The 14,996-nt window shown below is 71.4% G+C and carries 14 protein-coding genes; 10 read left to right on the top strand and 4 right to left on the bottom strand.

What is annotated here, in order from left to right; genetic code table 11:
* Nucleotides 1-377: 377 nt before the first annotated feature.
* A complete protein-coding gene (locus tag AC5WRT_RS23465; RefSeq protein WP_496095806.1) occupies nt 378-1,247 on the bottom strand; it encodes a DUF3109 family protein in 870 nt (289 codons plus the stop codon).
* Between the two features lie 71 nt (nt 1,248-1,318).
* Between AC5WRT_RS23465 and AC5WRT_RS23460 the strand changes: the two genes are divergently transcribed.
* From AC5WRT_RS23460 to ilvD, 4 genes are all read left to right on the top strand, one after another.
* Complete coding sequence (locus AC5WRT_RS23460) at nt 1,319-2,251, top strand: Ppx/GppA family phosphatase (protein WP_496095807.1); 933 nt, start codon at nt 1,319-1,321, stop codon at nt 2,249-2,251.
* A gap of 151 nt (nt 2,252-2,402) precedes the next feature.
* Nucleotides 2,403-3,215, top strand: coding sequence for a sugar phosphate isomerase/epimerase family protein (locus AC5WRT_RS23455; RefSeq protein WP_496095808.1), 813 nt, complete (start codon nt 2,403-2,405; stop codon nt 3,213-3,215).
* Entirely contained in the window at nt 3,212-3,823 is a 612-nt protein-coding gene (locus AC5WRT_RS23450; RefSeq protein WP_496100583.1) for a TetR/AcrR family transcriptional regulator, read from the top strand. Before AC5WRT_RS23455 ends, AC5WRT_RS23450 begins: the two co-directional genes overlap by 4 nt.
* Nucleotides 3,824-3,956: 133 nt before the next feature.
* On the top strand, nt 3,957-5,810 hold the full coding sequence (gene ilvD, locus AC5WRT_RS23445; RefSeq protein ID WP_496100582.1) for a dihydroxy-acid dehydratase: 1,854 nt from the start codon (nt 3,957-3,959) through the stop codon (nt 5,808-5,810).
* 51 nt (nt 5,811-5,861) lie between these two features.
* On the opposite strand, the gene AC5WRT_RS23440 is transcribed toward ilvD, so the two are convergent.
* A complete protein-coding gene (locus AC5WRT_RS23440; RefSeq protein ID WP_496095811.1) occupies nt 5,862-7,946 on the bottom strand; it encodes a serine/threonine-protein kinase in 2,085 nt (694 codons plus the stop codon).
* Nucleotides 7,947-8,125: 179 nt separating this feature from the next.
* Between AC5WRT_RS23440 and AC5WRT_RS23435 the strand changes: the two genes are divergently transcribed.
* Both AC5WRT_RS23435 and AC5WRT_RS23430 read left to right on the top strand, forming a co-directional pair.
* Complete coding sequence (locus AC5WRT_RS23435) at nt 8,126-8,443, top strand: SH3 domain-containing protein (protein ID WP_496095812.1); 318 nt, start codon at nt 8,126-8,128, stop codon at nt 8,441-8,443.
* 49 nt (nt 8,444-8,492) lie between these two features.
* The gene (locus tag AC5WRT_RS23430; RefSeq protein WP_496095813.1) at nt 8,493-9,017 is read left to right on the top strand and encodes an EamA/RhaT family transporter; all 525 of its coding nucleotides are present in this window, start codon (nt 8,493-8,495) and stop codon (nt 9,015-9,017) included.
* Nucleotides 9,018-9,069: 52 nt separating this feature from the next.
* Here the strand turns inward: AC5WRT_RS23430 and AC5WRT_RS23425 are convergent, their stop codons facing one another.
* A complete protein-coding gene (locus AC5WRT_RS23425) occupies nt 9,070-9,525 on the bottom strand; it encodes an SAM-dependent methyltransferase (RefSeq protein WP_496095823.1) in 456 nt (151 codons plus the stop codon).
* A 237-nt stretch (nt 9,526-9,762) separates the two neighbouring features.
* Between AC5WRT_RS23425 and AC5WRT_RS23420 the strand changes: the two genes are divergently transcribed.
* The 4 genes from AC5WRT_RS23420 to proC all read left to right on the top strand — a co-directional run bounded on the left by AC5WRT_RS23420 (nt 9,763) and on the right by proC (nt 13,402).
* Nucleotides 9,763-10,575, top strand: coding sequence for a class I SAM-dependent methyltransferase (locus AC5WRT_RS23420; RefSeq protein WP_496095814.1), 813 nt, complete (start codon nt 9,763-9,765; stop codon nt 10,573-10,575).
* Between the two features lie 195 nt (nt 10,576-10,770).
* Entirely contained in the window at nt 10,771-11,652 is an 882-nt protein-coding gene (locus tag AC5WRT_RS23415) for an ABC transporter ATP-binding protein (RefSeq protein WP_496095815.1), read from the top strand.
* Nucleotides 11,653-11,672: 20 nt separating this feature from the next.
* Nucleotides 11,673-12,449, top strand: coding sequence for an ABC transporter permease (locus tag AC5WRT_RS23410; protein ID WP_496095816.1), 777 nt, complete (start codon nt 11,673-11,675; stop codon nt 12,447-12,449).
* 140 nt (nt 12,450-12,589) lie between these two features.
* Nucleotides 12,590-13,402, top strand: coding sequence for a pyrroline-5-carboxylate reductase (gene proC / locus AC5WRT_RS23405; protein ID WP_496095817.1), 813 nt, complete (start codon nt 12,590-12,592; stop codon nt 13,400-13,402).
* 74 nt (nt 13,403-13,476) lie between these two features.
* Here proC and trpS read toward each other — a convergent pair whose 3' ends face one another.
* Nucleotides 13,477-14,505, bottom strand: coding sequence for a tryptophan--tRNA ligase (gene trpS, locus AC5WRT_RS23400; protein WP_496095824.1), 1,029 nt, complete (start codon nt 14,503-14,505; stop codon nt 13,477-13,479).
* Between the last annotated feature and the right edge of the window lie 491 nt (nt 14,506-14,996).

The following is a 14,996-nucleotide window of genomic DNA, read 5'->3' as shown; positions in this document are numbered from 1 at the left end:
TCGTCCGGCGGCGGCAGCGAGGTCCGAGCGCGTTCGGGGGAGCTGAGGGCGCTTCGGGAAGGGGCGGGACATGGCGAGTGGAAAGGGGCGAAGTCCTGGTCGGTGGCCCGAGCCGTGCCGGATGCGGCCGGGGCGTCCTCCGACGGGGACGGGACTGCGCAGAGCCTCGTCCGGCGTGGGAGGCCCGGGCGGAACGAATCCGTCATCACCCGGTCTTCCGCTTGCCCGCGCCCCGTCCCGGGGCGCCCGGCGTCCCGGCGCAGCGGCCGGGACGGCACGGACCGTCGGGCGCCGCTGCCGCGGGGCCGGCTGCCGGCGCTGTCCGCCCGGCCGGCCGTACCTGCGCAACCGGTCCCTTCCGGCCGGGCCCGCTCGGCCTACGTCGCCGGGTCGGCCGGGTGCGGCGCGACCAGGGGCAGCTGCGATGCCAGGCGCTGTTCGCAGAGTTCGGACAGGCGGTCGTAACCGGCCTTGCCCATCAGTTCGGTCAGCTCCGCCCGGTAGGAGACGTACACCGGCTCACCCGCGCCGTGCGCCGACGTCGCCGAGGTGCACCACCAGTGCAGGTCGTGCCCGCCCGGGCCCCAGCCCCGGCGGTCGTACTCGCCGATCGACACCTGGAGCACCCGCGTGTCGTCGGGGCGGTCGAGCCAGTCGTACGTGCGCCGGATCGGCAGCTGCCAGCACACGTCCGGCTTGGTCTCCAGCGGCTCCCGGCCCTCCCGCAGCGCGAGGATGTGCAGCGAGCAGCCCGTGCCGCCCGCGAAACCGGGCCGGTTCTGGAAGATGCACGAGCCCTGGAAGGGCCGCGTCTGCCGGGAGCCCTCGTCGTCCTCGGCGACCCAGCCGTTACGGGTGCCCTCGTCGTGGTGCTGCCAGATCTCCGGCGTGAGCCGTGCCACATGCTCGGCGACCCGCTTCTCGTCGTCCTCGTCGGAGAAGTGCGCGCCCAGCGAGCAGCACCCGTCGTCCGCGCGGCCCGCCTGGATGCCCTGGCAGCCGCTGCCGAAGATGCAGTTCCAGCGGGAGGTCAGCCATGTCAGATCACAGCGGAAGACCTGATCGTCGTCCGCGGGATCCGGAAACTCCACCCAGGCACGCGCGAAGTCGAGCCCCTGCTCGTCGCTCACCTGCGGGGCCTGCGCCGACTTCTTCGACGACTTCTTGGACACGGACGCCTTCGCCTGCGAAGAATCCTTCACTCCGTTGGAGGATTTGTGATCCTTCGCCTTTTTCGTCTTTGGCACTTGTCCAGGGTAAGTGGCCGGTGCCCGTTCCGGGGACTGTCGACGGACGATCTGGCAGTAGCGTTCCGTACATGAGACTCGGTGTCCTGGACGTGGGTTCCAACACGGTGCATCTGCTGGTGGTGGACGCACACCCCGGCGCGCGCCCGCTGCCCGCGCATTCGCACAAGGCCGAACTGCGGCTCGCCCAGCTGCTCGACGACAGCGGTGCCATCGACGACGACGGCATCCACAAGCTGATCGACGTCGTACGGGACGCGCTCCAGGCCGCCGAGGACAAGGGCGTCGAGAACCTGCTGCCGTTCGCGACCTCCGCCGTCCGCGAGGCCACCAACGCCGACGACGTCCTCGCGCGCGTGGCCGGCGAGACCGGCGTACGGCTCCAGGTCCTCAGCGGCGAGGAGGAGGCCCGCCTCACCTTCCTCGCGGTCCGCCGCTGGTTCGGCTGGTCCGCCGGAAAGCTGCTGGTCCTCGACATCGGCGGTGGTTCCCTGGAGATCGCCTACGGTATGGACGAGGAGCCGGACACCGCCGTCTCCCTGCCGCTCGGCGCCGGCCGCCTCACCGCGGGCTGGCTGCCCGGTGACCCGCCCTCCCCGGAGGACGTACGTGCCCTGCGCCGCCACGTCCGTACGGAGATCGCCCGGACGGTCGGCGAATTCAGCCGCTTCGGCGCCCCCGACCACGTGGTCGCCACGTCCAAGACGTTCAAGCAGCTCGCCCGCATCGCCGGCGCCGCCCGCAGCACCGAGGGCCTCTACGTCCAGCGGGAACTCAAGCGCGAGTCCCTCGAGGCCTGGGTCCCGCGCCTGGCGAGCATGAGTTCGCAGCAGCGCGCGGAACTCCCGGGGGTCTCGGAGGGCCGGGCGGGTCAGCTCGTCGCGGGCGCCCTGGTCGCCGAGGGCGCGATGGACCTCTTCGGCGTCGAGAGTCTGGAGGTCTGTCCGTGGGCCCTGCGCGAAGGCGTCATCCTTCGGCGCCTTGATCACATGGACTCCGATTAGCGCCCCGGAAGGGGCGCGGGCTGCGCCGACTGCGGCTCCGCCGCGTGGGCGTCGGAAGCGACCGGGCACCCGCATCCGCCCGAATGGCAATCCTCACAACGGCGAACGGGCACCCGGCACCGGCACCACCCGACGCCGTAAGGTGACGGACGTGGCTGAACCAAGGGACGTCCGCGTCGCGCTGTCGACGGCCTCCGTGTATCCGGAGTCCACCGCGACGGCCTTCGAGATCGCCGCGCGCCTCGGTTACGACGGCGTCGAGATCATGGTGTGGACCGACCCGGTCAGCCAGGACATCGAGGCGCTGCGCCGCCTGTCGGACTACCACGGCATCCCGGTCCTGGCCGTCCACGCCCCCTGCCTGCTGATCACCCAGCGGGTCTGGTCGACGGATCCCTGGGTCAAGCTGCAGCGCGCCCGGGCGGCCGCCGAGAAGCTGGGCGCCTCCACCGTCGTCGTCCACCCGCCCTTCCGCTGGCAGCGGCAGTACGCGCGCGACTTCGTCGACGGGATCTGGCGGATGGCGGACGAGACGGACGTGCGGTTCGCCGTCGAGAACATGTACCCGTGGCGCTACCGCGACCGCGAGATGCTCGCCTACGCCCCGGACTGGGATGTCACACGGCACGACTACCGGCACTTCACGATCGATCTGAGCCACGCGGCGACGGCCCGCACGGACACCCTGGACATGATCGGCCGCATGGGCGACCGGCTCGGCCACGTCCACCTGGCCGACGGCCGGGGCTCCGCCAAGGACGAGCACCTGGTTCCCGGCCGCGGCACCCAGCCCTGCGCCGAGCTGCTGGAACACCTGACGCTGTCCGGATTCGACGGCCACGTCGTCGTCGAGGTCAACACCCGGCGGGCCATGTCCGGTGCCGAACGCGAGGCCGACCTCGCCGAGGCCCTGGCCTTCGCCCGCAAGCACCTGTCGTCGGCGGTACGGGTGCGCCGGCCGTGAACAGCCACGCGCAGCCGGCCCGCCGACGGGGCAGACCCCCGCGCACGGAGTCCACCGACACCCGCGACCGCATCCTCGCCGCCGCCCGTGAGGAGTTCTCCGAGCGCGGGTACGAGAAGACGTCCGTGCGCGGCATCGCCAAGGCCGCCGGCGTCGACTCCGCGCTGGTCCACCACTACTTCGGCACCAAGGAGCAGGTTTTCGAGGCGGCGACCGCGGTGGCCTTCGCGCCCGCGCTGAACGCCCCCGAGGCGCTGGCCGCCGGCCCCGTCGACGGGGTGGGGGAGCGGCTGACCCGCTTCGTCTTCGGTGTCTGGGAGAACCCCGCGACCCGTACGCCGCTGCTCGCGATCCTGCGGTCCGCGGTGGACAACGAGACCGCCGCCGCCGTCTTCCGCCGGCTCGTCGCCTCCCAGCTGCTGCGTCGCATCGCCGCCCAGCTGGACCTGCCCGACGCCGAACTGCGCGCCGAGCTGGCCGCCGCACAGCTGGTGGGTGCGGCGATGATGCGGTACGTCGTCAAGCTGGAGCCGCTGGCCTCCGCCGACCTGGAGCAGATCATCGCGCGCGTGGCACCGGTCGTACAGCACCATCTGACCAGCGCCTGAGCCGCGCCCGGAGTTCCGTGCCGCCGAGACGGCCGTCCCGTATTCCGGACAGTCGCGTCCAGCGTTCGGAGCACCGGCGTACGCTCGGAGACAATCAGAACTGTCTGGCAGATCTTCGAAGGAGCGAGCGACGATGCCCGAGCTGAGGTCCCGCACAGTCACCCACGGCCGCAACATGGCGGGCGCCCGCGCCCTGATGCGCGCCTCCGGTGTACCGGGTGCGGACATCGGCCGGAAGCCGATCATCGCCGTCGCCAACTCCTTCACCGAGTTCGTCCCGGGCCACACGCATCTGCAGCCGGTCGGCCGGATCGTCTCCGAGGCGATCGTCGAGGCGGGCGGCATCCCGCGCGAGTTCAACACGATCGCGGTCGACGACGGCATCGCGATGGGGCACGGCGGAATGCTCTACTCGCTCCCCTCCCGCGACCTGATCGCGGACAGCGTCGAGTACATGGTGGAGGCGCACTGCGCCGACGCCCTGGTCTGCATCTCCAACTGCGACAAGATCACGCCGGGCATGCTGCTGGCCGCCCTGCGCCTGAACATCCCCACGGTCTTCGTCTCCGGCGGCCCGATGGAGTCCGGCCGCGCCACCCTGGTCGACGGCACCGTCCGCACCCTCGACCTGGTCGACGCGATCTCCGACGCCGTCAACGACAAGATCTCCGACGAGGACATCCTCCGTATCGAGGAGAACGCCTGCCCGACCTGCGGCAGCTGTTCCGGCATGTTCACCGCCAACTCCATGAACTGCCTGACCGAGGCGATCGGCCTGTCCCTCCCCGGCAACGGCTCCGTCCTCGCCACCCACACCGCACGCAGGCAGCTCTACGTCGACGCGGCCCGCACGGTCATGGACCTCACCCGCCGCTACTACGAGCAGGACGACGACTCGGTCCTCCCCCTGAACATCGCCACCTTCCAGGCCTTCGAGAACGCCATGGCCCTGGACATCGCGATGGGTGGCTCCACCAACACGATCCTGCACCTGCTGGCCGCCGCCCAGGAGGCGGGCGTCCCCTTCGGCCTGGAGCAGATCGACGCCGTTTCCCGCCGGGTCCCGTGCCTGGCCAAGGTGGCCCCGAACGTCGCGAAGAACCGCACGTACTACATGGAGGACGTGCACCGCGCCGGAGGCATCCCGGCCCTGCTGGGCGAACTCCACCGCGCCGGCCTGCTCAACGAGGACGTCCACGCCGTCCACAGCCCGTCCCTGGCCGACTGGCTGAAGACCTGGGACGTCCGCGGCGGCTCCCCGTCCCCCGAGGCCGTCGAACTGTGGCACGCGGCCCCCGGCTGCAAGCGCTCCGCCGAGGCCTTCACCCAGTCGGAGCGCTGGGAGGCCCTCGACGACGACGCCGAGAACGGCTGCATCCGCTCCGTCGAGCACGCGTACTCCAAGGACGGCGGTCTCGCGGTCCTCAAGGGCAACCTGGCCGTCGACGGCTGCGTGGTGAAGACGGCCGGCGTCGACGAGTCCATCTGGACGTTCGAGGGCCCGGCGGTGGTCTGTGAGTCCCAGGAGGAGGCCGTCCAGCGCATCCTCACCCAGGAGGTCAAGGACGGCGACGTCGTCGTCATCCGCTACGAGGGCCCCAAGGGCGGCCCCGGCATGCAGGAGATGCTCTACCCGACCTCGTACCTGAAGGGCCGCGGGCTCGGCAAGACCTGCGCCCTGATCACCGACGGCCGCTTCTCCGGCGGCACCTCCGGCCTGTCCATCGGTCACGCCTCCCCGGAGGCGGCCTCCGGCGGCACCATCGCCCTCGTCCAGGACGGCGACCGCATCCGCATCGACATCCCGAACCGCACGATCGAACTCGTCGTCGACGAGGCCGAACTCGCCCGCCGCGAGCAGGCCCTGAACGGCGTGCACGCCCCGAAGAACCGCGACCGCAAGGTCTCCGCCGCCCTCCGCGCCTACGCGGCGATGGCGACCAGCGCGGACAAGGGCGCGGTGCGGGACGTGACGAAGCTGGGCTGAACCCGTACGTGAGCAGGGGCCGCCTTGCGCCCGGGGCGGCCCCTGCGCGTGTCACCAGCCGGCGGGGTCGCGCGCCGCGACGGCGAAGACGGTTCCGTCGGGGGCGGTGGCGTAGACGCGGCCGCCGACGACCAGTGGGGCCGGCAGGTCGGCGGTGACCACGGCGGTACCGAGCCGCGCCGGCGTCTGCCCGACGAGGCGTCCACTGCGGGCGTCGACGGCGAGCAGGCGGCCGTCGGCCGACGTGAAGTAGACGTGCCCACCGTCGGCGATCGGCTCCGAGCCGCGGGCGACGGACGTTTCCAAGTGCCACAGCCGCTTGCCGGCATTCAGATCGACGGCCTCCAGCGAGCCGCCGGCGGCCAGCAGGTACACCGTGCCGCCGTGGGCGGTCGCCTGAGGTGACTGACGCGGGACGGGCAGGCCCACCCGGCGCGAGGTCCTCGACGCCGGTCTGTAGCGGACGACGGCTTTCGTGTCCGACGACTTGTCGGCGGACAGGAGGAACAGGGACCCGTCCTGGCTGCCGACAGGGCTCAGTGTCCCGTCCAGCGACGCCTCCCAACGCACCGCACCGGTACGCGGGTCCACAGCGGCCACATGCGTGTGTGCCCCGTCCTGGGACGAGGTGGTCGCGTACGCCAGCGGATCCCCGGCGAACGAGGTGAGGGACGGGGTGCTGTAGCCGGGCAGGCGTCGGTGCCACTCCACACGGCCCGACCTGCCGTCCACACCGGTGACCGTCCCGCTGTCGCTCGTGAGCAGGACCGTACCGCCGACGTACCGGACCGTCGTTCCCTGAGGCAGACGCCGCTTCCACACCTCGTCGCCGGAGCGCGGATCGCGTGCGGCCAGCAGGGAGTCGCCGCCCGTGCAGAACTGGACGAGAGAACCGGCCAGAACCGGCGGTCCGCACACGGACCTGGCGGCGCCGGCACGGTGCCACAGAAGCCGGCCGTCGGCGGAGGAGAGGGCGAAAGCGGCACCGGCCCGTGCGCAGAACACCTTCCCGGCCCCGTAAGAACACTGCGGCATCCCCGACCCGTCCGGCACCGGCCTGACCCGCCAGGAGCTGAACGCGGCCGCGTTGGTGTGCGGGCTCGTACCCGTCGCCGTACGACCGCCGTCCCCGATCAACGCTCCCAGCGAGGCTGCCACGACGAGGCCGAGTGCCCCTGCACCCACCGCCACCCTCCGGCCGAACCGCCGCTTCGGCGCCGACGCGGACCGCTTCCCGGCAGGAGGCCGCGGAGCCGGCGCGTCGTCGCCCGTGCGCTGCGCCGGTATGAAGGCCTGAGTGTCGTACGAGGCCGCCACCGACCGCAGTTCGCGCATCAGCTCGTCCGGCGTCGGCCGGTCCTCGGGCTCCTTGGCCAGGCAGCGCAGCACCAGCGGCGCGAGACTCTCGGGCACCCCGGTCAGATCGGGATCGTCGTGCACCACCTGGTAGGCCACGACGTACGGGCTGTCCGAGTCGAAGGGGCCACGCCCCGTGGCCGCGTGCACCATCACCGACCCGAGCGCGAAGATGTCGGCGGCCGGCCCGACCTCACGCGGTCGTCGGAACTGCTCGGGCGCCATGAAAGGAGGCGTACCGATCAACTTTCCGGTCTCTGTGTGCAGTTCGCTGTCTCTCGGGCGGGAGATGCCGAAATCGATGACCTTCGGCCCGTCCTCGGCCAGCAGCACGTTGCTAGGCTTCAGATCCCGGTGCACCACGCCGACCCGATGGATGTCGCGCAATGCCTCGGCGAGCCCGGCCATGAGCCGCCGCAACTGCGCCGTCGTCATCGGCCCGCTCCGCTTGACGTGCTCGGAGAGAGTGGGACCGGGAATGAACAGCGTGGCCATCCAGGGCCGTTCGGCCTCCGGATCGGCATCCACGACGGGCGCGGTGAAGGCACCGCTCACCCTCCGGGCCGCGGCCACCTCCTGCCGGAAACGGCCCCTGAACTCGGGATCTATGGCGAACTCGGCGTGTACGACCTTCACCGCGAGCTTCAACCCCGAGGTGCTGCGCGCCAGGTGGACGACGCCCATGCCCCCCGAACCCAGGTTGGACTCCAGGCGGTAGTGACCGGCGTACCCGGGGAGTTCCGCTTCCGCGCCCGCTCCTGTGTTCCCGCGTGGCGTCATGCGACCACCCCCGTGCTGTTCGTCCGCGCGCGCGACGCACGGAGCCTAGTCGATGACTCGTGCGAGACAGAGGCGGCTTGCTAGCCTGCGCGCGCGAGTCGTGTACAGATGTGCTGCGACTCGACTACGGGGACCACTGACGCCATGGCAACCTTGGCGCCCGACGGGGAGGTAACGGCGTGGCCGTCGACCGTGCAGAAGAGATGGAACTCGGCGTCGGAGACGCTGCTTTGCAGGCGGAGGCCGCCATGCGTACGTACGCGGTCGCTCCAGGCGTCCGCCTGAACGTCCGCAGCGGCCCCGGCACCAACTACGGAATCGTTCGTGTCCTGCCCGAGGGCATGCGCGTCCCGATCTTCTGCCAGGCGCCGGGGACGACCGTCACCGGTCCGTACGGCACCTCGAACATCTGGGACAACATCGACAACGGCGAGTACGTCTCCGACGCGTACGTCCGCACCGGCAGCGACGGCTACATCGCGTCCCGCTGCGGCTGACGGCCGACCCCACCCGGAGCCCGCGCCCGCCCGGCGCCATAATCGTCCCGTGAGCGACGAAAACGGCACCCCGGACATCGCGGCGGGCTCCGCGGGCGGTACGGCCCAGGACGGCGGACCCCGCCCGGAGCCCCTCCGCTTCTTCGGCACCACCTGGGTGAACCACGACCACGGCTACGCGGCCCGCCGCGCCGGCGTCGCCGTCGGCTCCCTCGTCGCCGCCGTCGTCTCCTGCCTGATCCTGCGCTTCGCCTACGAGGGCATCCGGATCGCCGGCACCGGTTCCTTCGTGACGGTACTGATCATCGCCATGTTCGCGATCTGCAGCGCCCTCGCCTTCCGCAACACCTGGGAGGGCTTCGGCAAGCGCCACGACCCCCAGCGCCAGGCCTCCCTGCGCGGCCTTCTCGCCATCGGCTTCGTGGGCTCCCTCCTCGCCTACTTCTTCCGCTCCCTCACCGAGGCCCCGGGCGAGAGACTCCACCGCGAGGAGTACGCCAGGGCGCGCGAGGAGTACGCCCGCCGTTCCTCCCGCCGCACCGGCAACCCGTCGAGGAAGAAGCGCCGCCGCTAGGGACACCGAACGGCCGGGGTGACGGCGGGGCGTCAGCCCGCTCGGCTCCGTTTCAGTAGTAGTTGCTCATGATCGCCGTCGCCCACTCCGGCTGACGCGTGGTGCCCTGCGGTCCGAACTCCGTGAGGTACGGCTTGATGTCCAGCACCGGAGTGCCGTCCACCGCGTCCAGCCCCTCGACGTGCAGCCGAAGCCCGTCGACCCGTAGGACACGGCAGCGGGAGACCCCGATCCGGTTGGGACGGTTCTTGCCGCGCTGGGCGAAGATGCCGACCTTCGGCCAGTCGGTGTTGCCGCGTGGATGCCGGGCACCGGTCTCGATCCCGTCCTCCGGGACCCGGTCGAAGTGGTAGACGACCTCCAGGTGGGAGAAGTCCTCCAGCCCGGCCAAGGCCTCCTCCCCGAACCGCTCACCGTCGATCCGGATCACGGCACGAACCGCACCCCATTCGTCGTCCCGCACCTCCCCGCGTCCACCGACGACCCACCCGACCGGCCGCACCACCACGTCCCCGGCGCCCCCGGCGACGTCCGCCGCATCCTCATCCTGCCCGCCCACGGCGGCTCCCTTCCTCGCGGAACACCAGTGCAGCGTAAGCGACTTGGGCCCACAGCAACCGCCTCCCGCACCGGAGCCGTCCCGCCGCTCACGCACCCATGCCCCGCGTGGCCGGGCCCCTGCCCACCCGCACCCCGCCCCGAAAAACCACTGCTGTCGCCACCCCCGCCCGACCACCATGTCCGTATGACCACGCCACAGCCGCCCTCACCGTCCCCCTCCTCCTCGCCCTCTCCCGCCCTCTCGAACGCGGCCCGCGCGCACTCCTTCAACGCCGCCGCCGCCCAGTACGCCGCGAACCGCCCCTCCTACCCGCCCGCTCTCTTCGACACCGTCGAGGAACTGGCCGGCCGCTCGCTGTCCGGTGCCAAGGTCGTGGACGTGGGCGCCGGTACCGGCATCGCGACCGCCCCGCTGCACGCCCGCGGCGCCGACGTACTCGCCGTCGAACCCGGGGCGGGCATGGCCGCCGAGTTCCGCCGCGGCCTGCCGCGGCTCCCGATCGTCCGCGGCGTCGGCGACGCTCTCCCCGTCGCCGACGCATCCGCCGACTTCATCACCTACGCCCAGGCCTGGCACTGGACCGACACCGCCCGCTCGGTGCCGGAGGCGCTGCGAGTGCTGCGGCCGGGTGGCGCACTGGCACTGTGGTGGAACGGCGACGCCCTGGACGTCGAGTGGATCGCCGAGGCCGCCGCCCGTGTCGGCCGCTTCCTGGGCGTGGACGTCGTCGCCCAGAAGCACGACGCCGGCCGCACGGAACGGGCCGACCCCAGCGGCCGCCTCCGCTTCAGCCGCCGGGAGATCCGCTGGAGCCGCCGTGTCCCGATCGACACCCACCTCGCCAACATCGGCAGCCACTCCGCCTTCCTCCTCACACCCGAGGGCCGCAGATCCGCATTTCTGGAGGACGAGCGTGCCCACCTGCTGAAGGTGTTCCCGGACGGTGTCGTCGAGGAGACCTACGACGTGCTCCTGCTCGTCGCCAACAAGCCCTGACCTGGGCGGTCCGGTCAACAGTGGAGGCCGGGTGTCCCCTCGGCCGCCGCTGTCGGCCGTCCGCCGGTCCCCTGCCCCTTGACGTCCGGGACGCCCGGGGCGGCGGACATTGTGTACGGACTCGGCCGTGCTGCCGTCGACCCCGCCCTCACACGGCCCTTGACGTCCGAGACGTCCGGGCAGATTATTCACCGCATGATGAATTACTTGCCGGACCCACCACTCGAACCCCCCGGCACCTCCGCCACGGTCGCCGCCCCGGCCGTCCACGCCGAGGACCTCACCGTCGTCCGCGGTCCCCGCACCGTCCTGCGCCGCCTCCGCTTCACCGTCCCGCGCGGCCGGATCACCGGCCTGCTCGGCCCCTCAGGCTGCGGCAAGTCGACTCTCATGCGCGCGATCGTCGGCACCCAGGCCAAGGTCACCGGCACGCTCGACGTCCTCGGCCACCCGGCCGGCCATCCCACCCTGCGCAGCCGCGTCGGCTACGTCACCCAGGCCCCCTCCGTCTACGACGACCTGACCGTCCGCCAGAACCTCGAGTACTTCGCCGCGATCCTCGACCCCGGCCTCCCGCACGCTCGAACGCGCTCGCGCGGGGAGACCCGCATCGCCGCCGAACGCCGCCACGAACACGTCACCCGCGCCATCGCCGACGTCGATCTCACCAGCCACGCCGACACCCTGGCGGGCAACCTCTCCGGCGGCCAGCGCGGCCGGGTCTCACTGGCCGTGGCCCTGCTCGGCAGCCCCGAACTCCTCGTCCTCGACGAACCCACCGTCGGCCTCGACCCCGTCCTGCGCCGCGACCTGTGGAACCTCTTCCACGACATCGCCGCCGGCCGCGGCACCACCCTCCTCGTCTCCTCCCACGTCATGGACGAGGCCGAGCGCTGCCACCGCCTCCTGCTCATGCGCGAGGGCGAGATCCTCGCCGGGGGCACCTCCGGGCCGGAGGCCGGGGGAGACACCCCCGAGGAGCTGCGCAGCCGCACCGGCGCCGACACCGTCGAGGCCGCCTTCCTCCGCCTCGTCGACGAGGCCGCCGCACACCAGCCGCAGCAGACCATCCGATGAGCCCGACGAGGACGACTCCGATGACCACGACCACCCCCGCGCCCGCCCCCACCGGCGCCCTCAACCTCTCCCGCACGACCGCCACCGCCGCCCGGGTGCTGCGCCAGCTCCGGCACGACCCGCGCACCATCGCGCTGATGCTCCTCGTCCCGTGCCTGATGCTGGTCCTGCTGCGCTACGTCTTCGACGCCAGCCCGCGCACCTTCGACACCATCGGCGCCTCCCTGCTCGGCATCTTCCCGCTGATCACGATGTTCCTGGTCACCTCCATCGCCACCCTGCGCGAACGCACCTCCGGCACCCTCGAACGCCTCCTCGCCATGCCCCTCGGCAAGGCCGACCTCATAGCCGGCTACGCCCTCGCCTTCGGCGCGCTCGCCATCGTCCAGTCCGCTCTCGCCACCGGACTGGCCCTGTGGCTGCTGGGCCTCGACGTCGCCGGCTCCCCCTGGCTGCTGCTGCTCGTCGCCCTTCTCGACGCCCTGCTCGGCACGGCGCTCGGCCTCTTCGTCTCCGCCTTCGCCGCCTCGGAGTTCCAGGCGGTCCAGTTCATGCCCGCAGTGATCTTTCCCCAGCTCCTCCTCTGCGGCCTGTTCACTCCCCGTTCCGACATGCACCCCGTCCTCACGGCCGTCTCCGACGTGCTGCCCATGTCGTACGCCGTCGACGGCATGGACCAGGTCCTGCGCCACACCGACATGACCGCAACCTTCGTCCGGGACGTCCTGATCGTGGCCGGCTGCGCACTGCTGGTCCTGGCACTGGGCGCGGCGACCCTGCGACGCCGGACAGTGTGATCCCGACCGGCTGCTCGCCCGACCGAGCCTCACGCCCGGCGGGCGCGGGCCGTGAGGCCAGGCCGACCCCCGGCCAAGACGGCGTCCGCCCACCGGACAAGCCAGCCGCCACGCTCCTCACCGGTGCAAAACTGAACCCCATGAGCCAGAAAGTCGCAGTCCTCGGCACCGGCAAGATCGGCGAAGCCCTGCTCAGCGGAATGATCCGGGCCGGCTGGGCGCCCGCCGACCTCCTGGTCACCGCCCGCCGCCCCGAACGCGCCGAAGAACTCCGCACCCGCTACGGGGTCACCCCGGTCACCAACGCCGAGGCCGCCAAGACCGCCGACACCCTCATCCTCACGGTCAAGCCGCAGGACATGGGCACCCTCCTGGACGAACTGGCCCCGCACGTCCCCGCCGACCGCCTGGTCATCAGCGGCGCAGCCGGTATCCCCACCTCCTTCTTCGAGGAGCGGCTGGCCGCAGGCACCCCGGTCGTCCGGGTCATGACCAACACCCCCGCACTCGTCGACGAGGCCATGTCGGTGATCTCCGCCGGTACCCACGCCACAGAGCAGCACCTCGCGCACGCCGAGGAGATCTTCGGCGCCGTCGGCAAGACGCTCCGCGTGCCCGAGACCCAGCAGGACGCCTGCACCGCCCTGTCGGGCTCCGGCCCCGCGTACTTCTTCTATCTGGTCGAGGCCATGACCGACGCCGGCATCCTGCTCGGCCTGCCCCGCGACAAGGCGCACGACCTCATCGTCCAGTCCGCCATCGGCGCCGCCGTGATGCTCCGCGACAGCGGCGAACACCCCGTCAAGCTCCGCGAGAACGTCACCTCCCCGGCGGGTACGACGATCAACGCCATCCGCGAACTGGAGAACCACGGCGTTCGAGCCGCCCTCATCGCCGCCCTCGAGGCCGCCCGCGACCGCAGCCGCGAACTCGCCTCCGGCAAGAAGGACTGACCCGGCAGCGGGGGGCGACGGCTCACCACCGGCCGCCCCCACACCGGCACCCGCACGGGCAGTCCCCCACCGCCCTAACGGCCGGCCGCGCTCAACGCCCTCTCGAACACCGGCGGCAGCAACCCGATTGCCCGGTACGCCGCATCGACGGTCGGCCGGGCCATCGTCCTCGCCTTCTCCGCACCCTCCCGCAGCACCCCCTCCACATAGGCTGGGTCGGCGCACAGCTCCCTGTGCCTGGCCTGCACGGGCCCGAGGACCTCCATCACGGCCTCCGCGGTGTCCTTCTTCAAAGCGCCGTACGAGTCGTAAACGGCTGCCAGTGACTCAGGGTTCCCGTCCGTGCACGCAGCGAGAATCTCCAGCAGGTTCGCGACGCCCGGACGGCCCTCCCGGTCGTACCCCACCTCGCGCCCGCTGTCGGTGACAGCCCGCATGATCTTCTTCCGCACGTTGTCCGGCTCGTCCAGCAGATAGACGACCCCCAGCCCCGACTCGTCCGACTTCCCCATCTTCGACGTCGGGTTCTGCAGATTCATCACGCGTGCCGCGACACCCGGACGGGTCGCCCTCGGCACCACGAACGTGTGCCCGAACCGCTGGTTGAACCGCACGGCCAGATCCCGCGCCAGTTCCACATGCTGCACCTGGTCGTCCCCGACCGGCACCTCGTCCGCCCCGTACCCCAGGATGTCCGCCGCCATCAGCACCGGATACGTCAGCAGCGACAGCCGCACCGTACCGCCGCGCTCCCGCACCCTCGCCGTCTTCTCCTTGTACTGGATCATCCGGCGCATCTCACCGTCGGTCGCCACGCACTCCAAGAGGTACGAGAGTCTCGTGTGCTCGTCGACATGGCTCTGCAGGAACAGCGTGCACACGTCGGGATCCAGCCCGGCCGCCAGCATCAACGTCGCCGTCTGCCGACTGAGCCTGAGCAACCGCGCCGGATCCTGGTCCACCGTCAGCGCGTGCAGGTCCACGACGCAGAACACCGAGTCGGCCTGGTGCTGGTCCGTCTCCACCCAGCGCCGGAGGGCTCCCAGATAGTTGCCCAGCGTCAGGTGCCCGGTCGGCTGAAGCCCGCTGAAGACCCGCGTCATCTCCACTCCACCTCCTGGTCGGGACCGCCGCTCCTGCGGCCGGCCCCCGGAGTCCGGAGGAGATACGAGAACGGCCGCCGAAGCGGCGGCCGTTGGTTGCATACGTGAGTACGGCCGCCGTCAGGCGGCCCACCAAAGCTGGGTACACGTACGCGTCGTCATGCCCAACAGAGTACGCCGCCGGGGGACGCCTCGCTCAGAGTTGACACGCCCCACGCCGATCCGTAAGGTTCTCCGAGTTGTTCGACGTGAGCGCCGACCCCGGTCGGTCCCCGGACAGCCACTCCGCAAGTACCACCAGCAATCGACACTCCGGTGCCGACTGGTGTGGCGTGTGTATTTGCGAAATGAGGAATCCGCGTTCGAAAGAGCGCCGCCCCCGATTCGCTCGGGAGCACGGAATCCGCTAAAGTCTCACTCGTCCGAACGGCCCAACGGCCCGGAGGACAAGCCCCGCTGACTGGGGGTCAGACGCCGAAAGGGTCTGATAG

The sequence above is a fragment of the Streptomyces sp. NTD91 genome (assembly GCF_059510455.1).
This window is presented reverse-complemented; position numbering and strand designations above follow the sequence as displayed.

Excerpts from the sequence above, each read along its gene's own strand:
- AC5WRT_RS23460 (WP_496095807.1), top strand. The coding sequence starts at position 1,319 with ATGAGACTCGGTGTCCTGGACGTGGGTTCCAACACGGTGCATCTGCTG.
- ilvD (WP_496100582.1), top strand. The coding sequence starts at position 3,957 with ATGCCCGAGCTGAGGTCCCGCACAGTCACCCACGGCCGCAACATGGCG.
- AC5WRT_RS23440 (WP_496095811.1), bottom strand. The coding sequence starts at position 7,946 with ATGACGCCACGCGGGAACACAGGAGCGGGCGCGGAAGCGGAACTCCCC.
- AC5WRT_RS23420 (WP_496095814.1), top strand. The coding sequence starts at position 9,763 with ATGACCACGCCACAGCCGCCCTCACCGTCCCCCTCCTCCTCGCCCTCT.
- AC5WRT_RS23415 (WP_496095815.1), top strand. The coding sequence starts at position 10,771 with ATGATGAATTACTTGCCGGACCCACCACTCGAACCCCCCGGCACCTCC.
- AC5WRT_RS23410 (WP_496095816.1), top strand. The coding sequence starts at position 11,673 with ATGACCACGACCACCCCCGCGCCCGCCCCCACCGGCGCCCTCAACCTC.
- proC (WP_496095817.1), top strand. The coding sequence starts at position 12,590 with ATGAGCCAGAAAGTCGCAGTCCTCGGCACCGGCAAGATCGGCGAAGCC.
- trpS (WP_496095824.1), bottom strand. The coding sequence starts at position 14,505 with ATGACGCGGGTCTTCAGCGGGCTTCAGCCGACCGGGCACCTGACGCTG.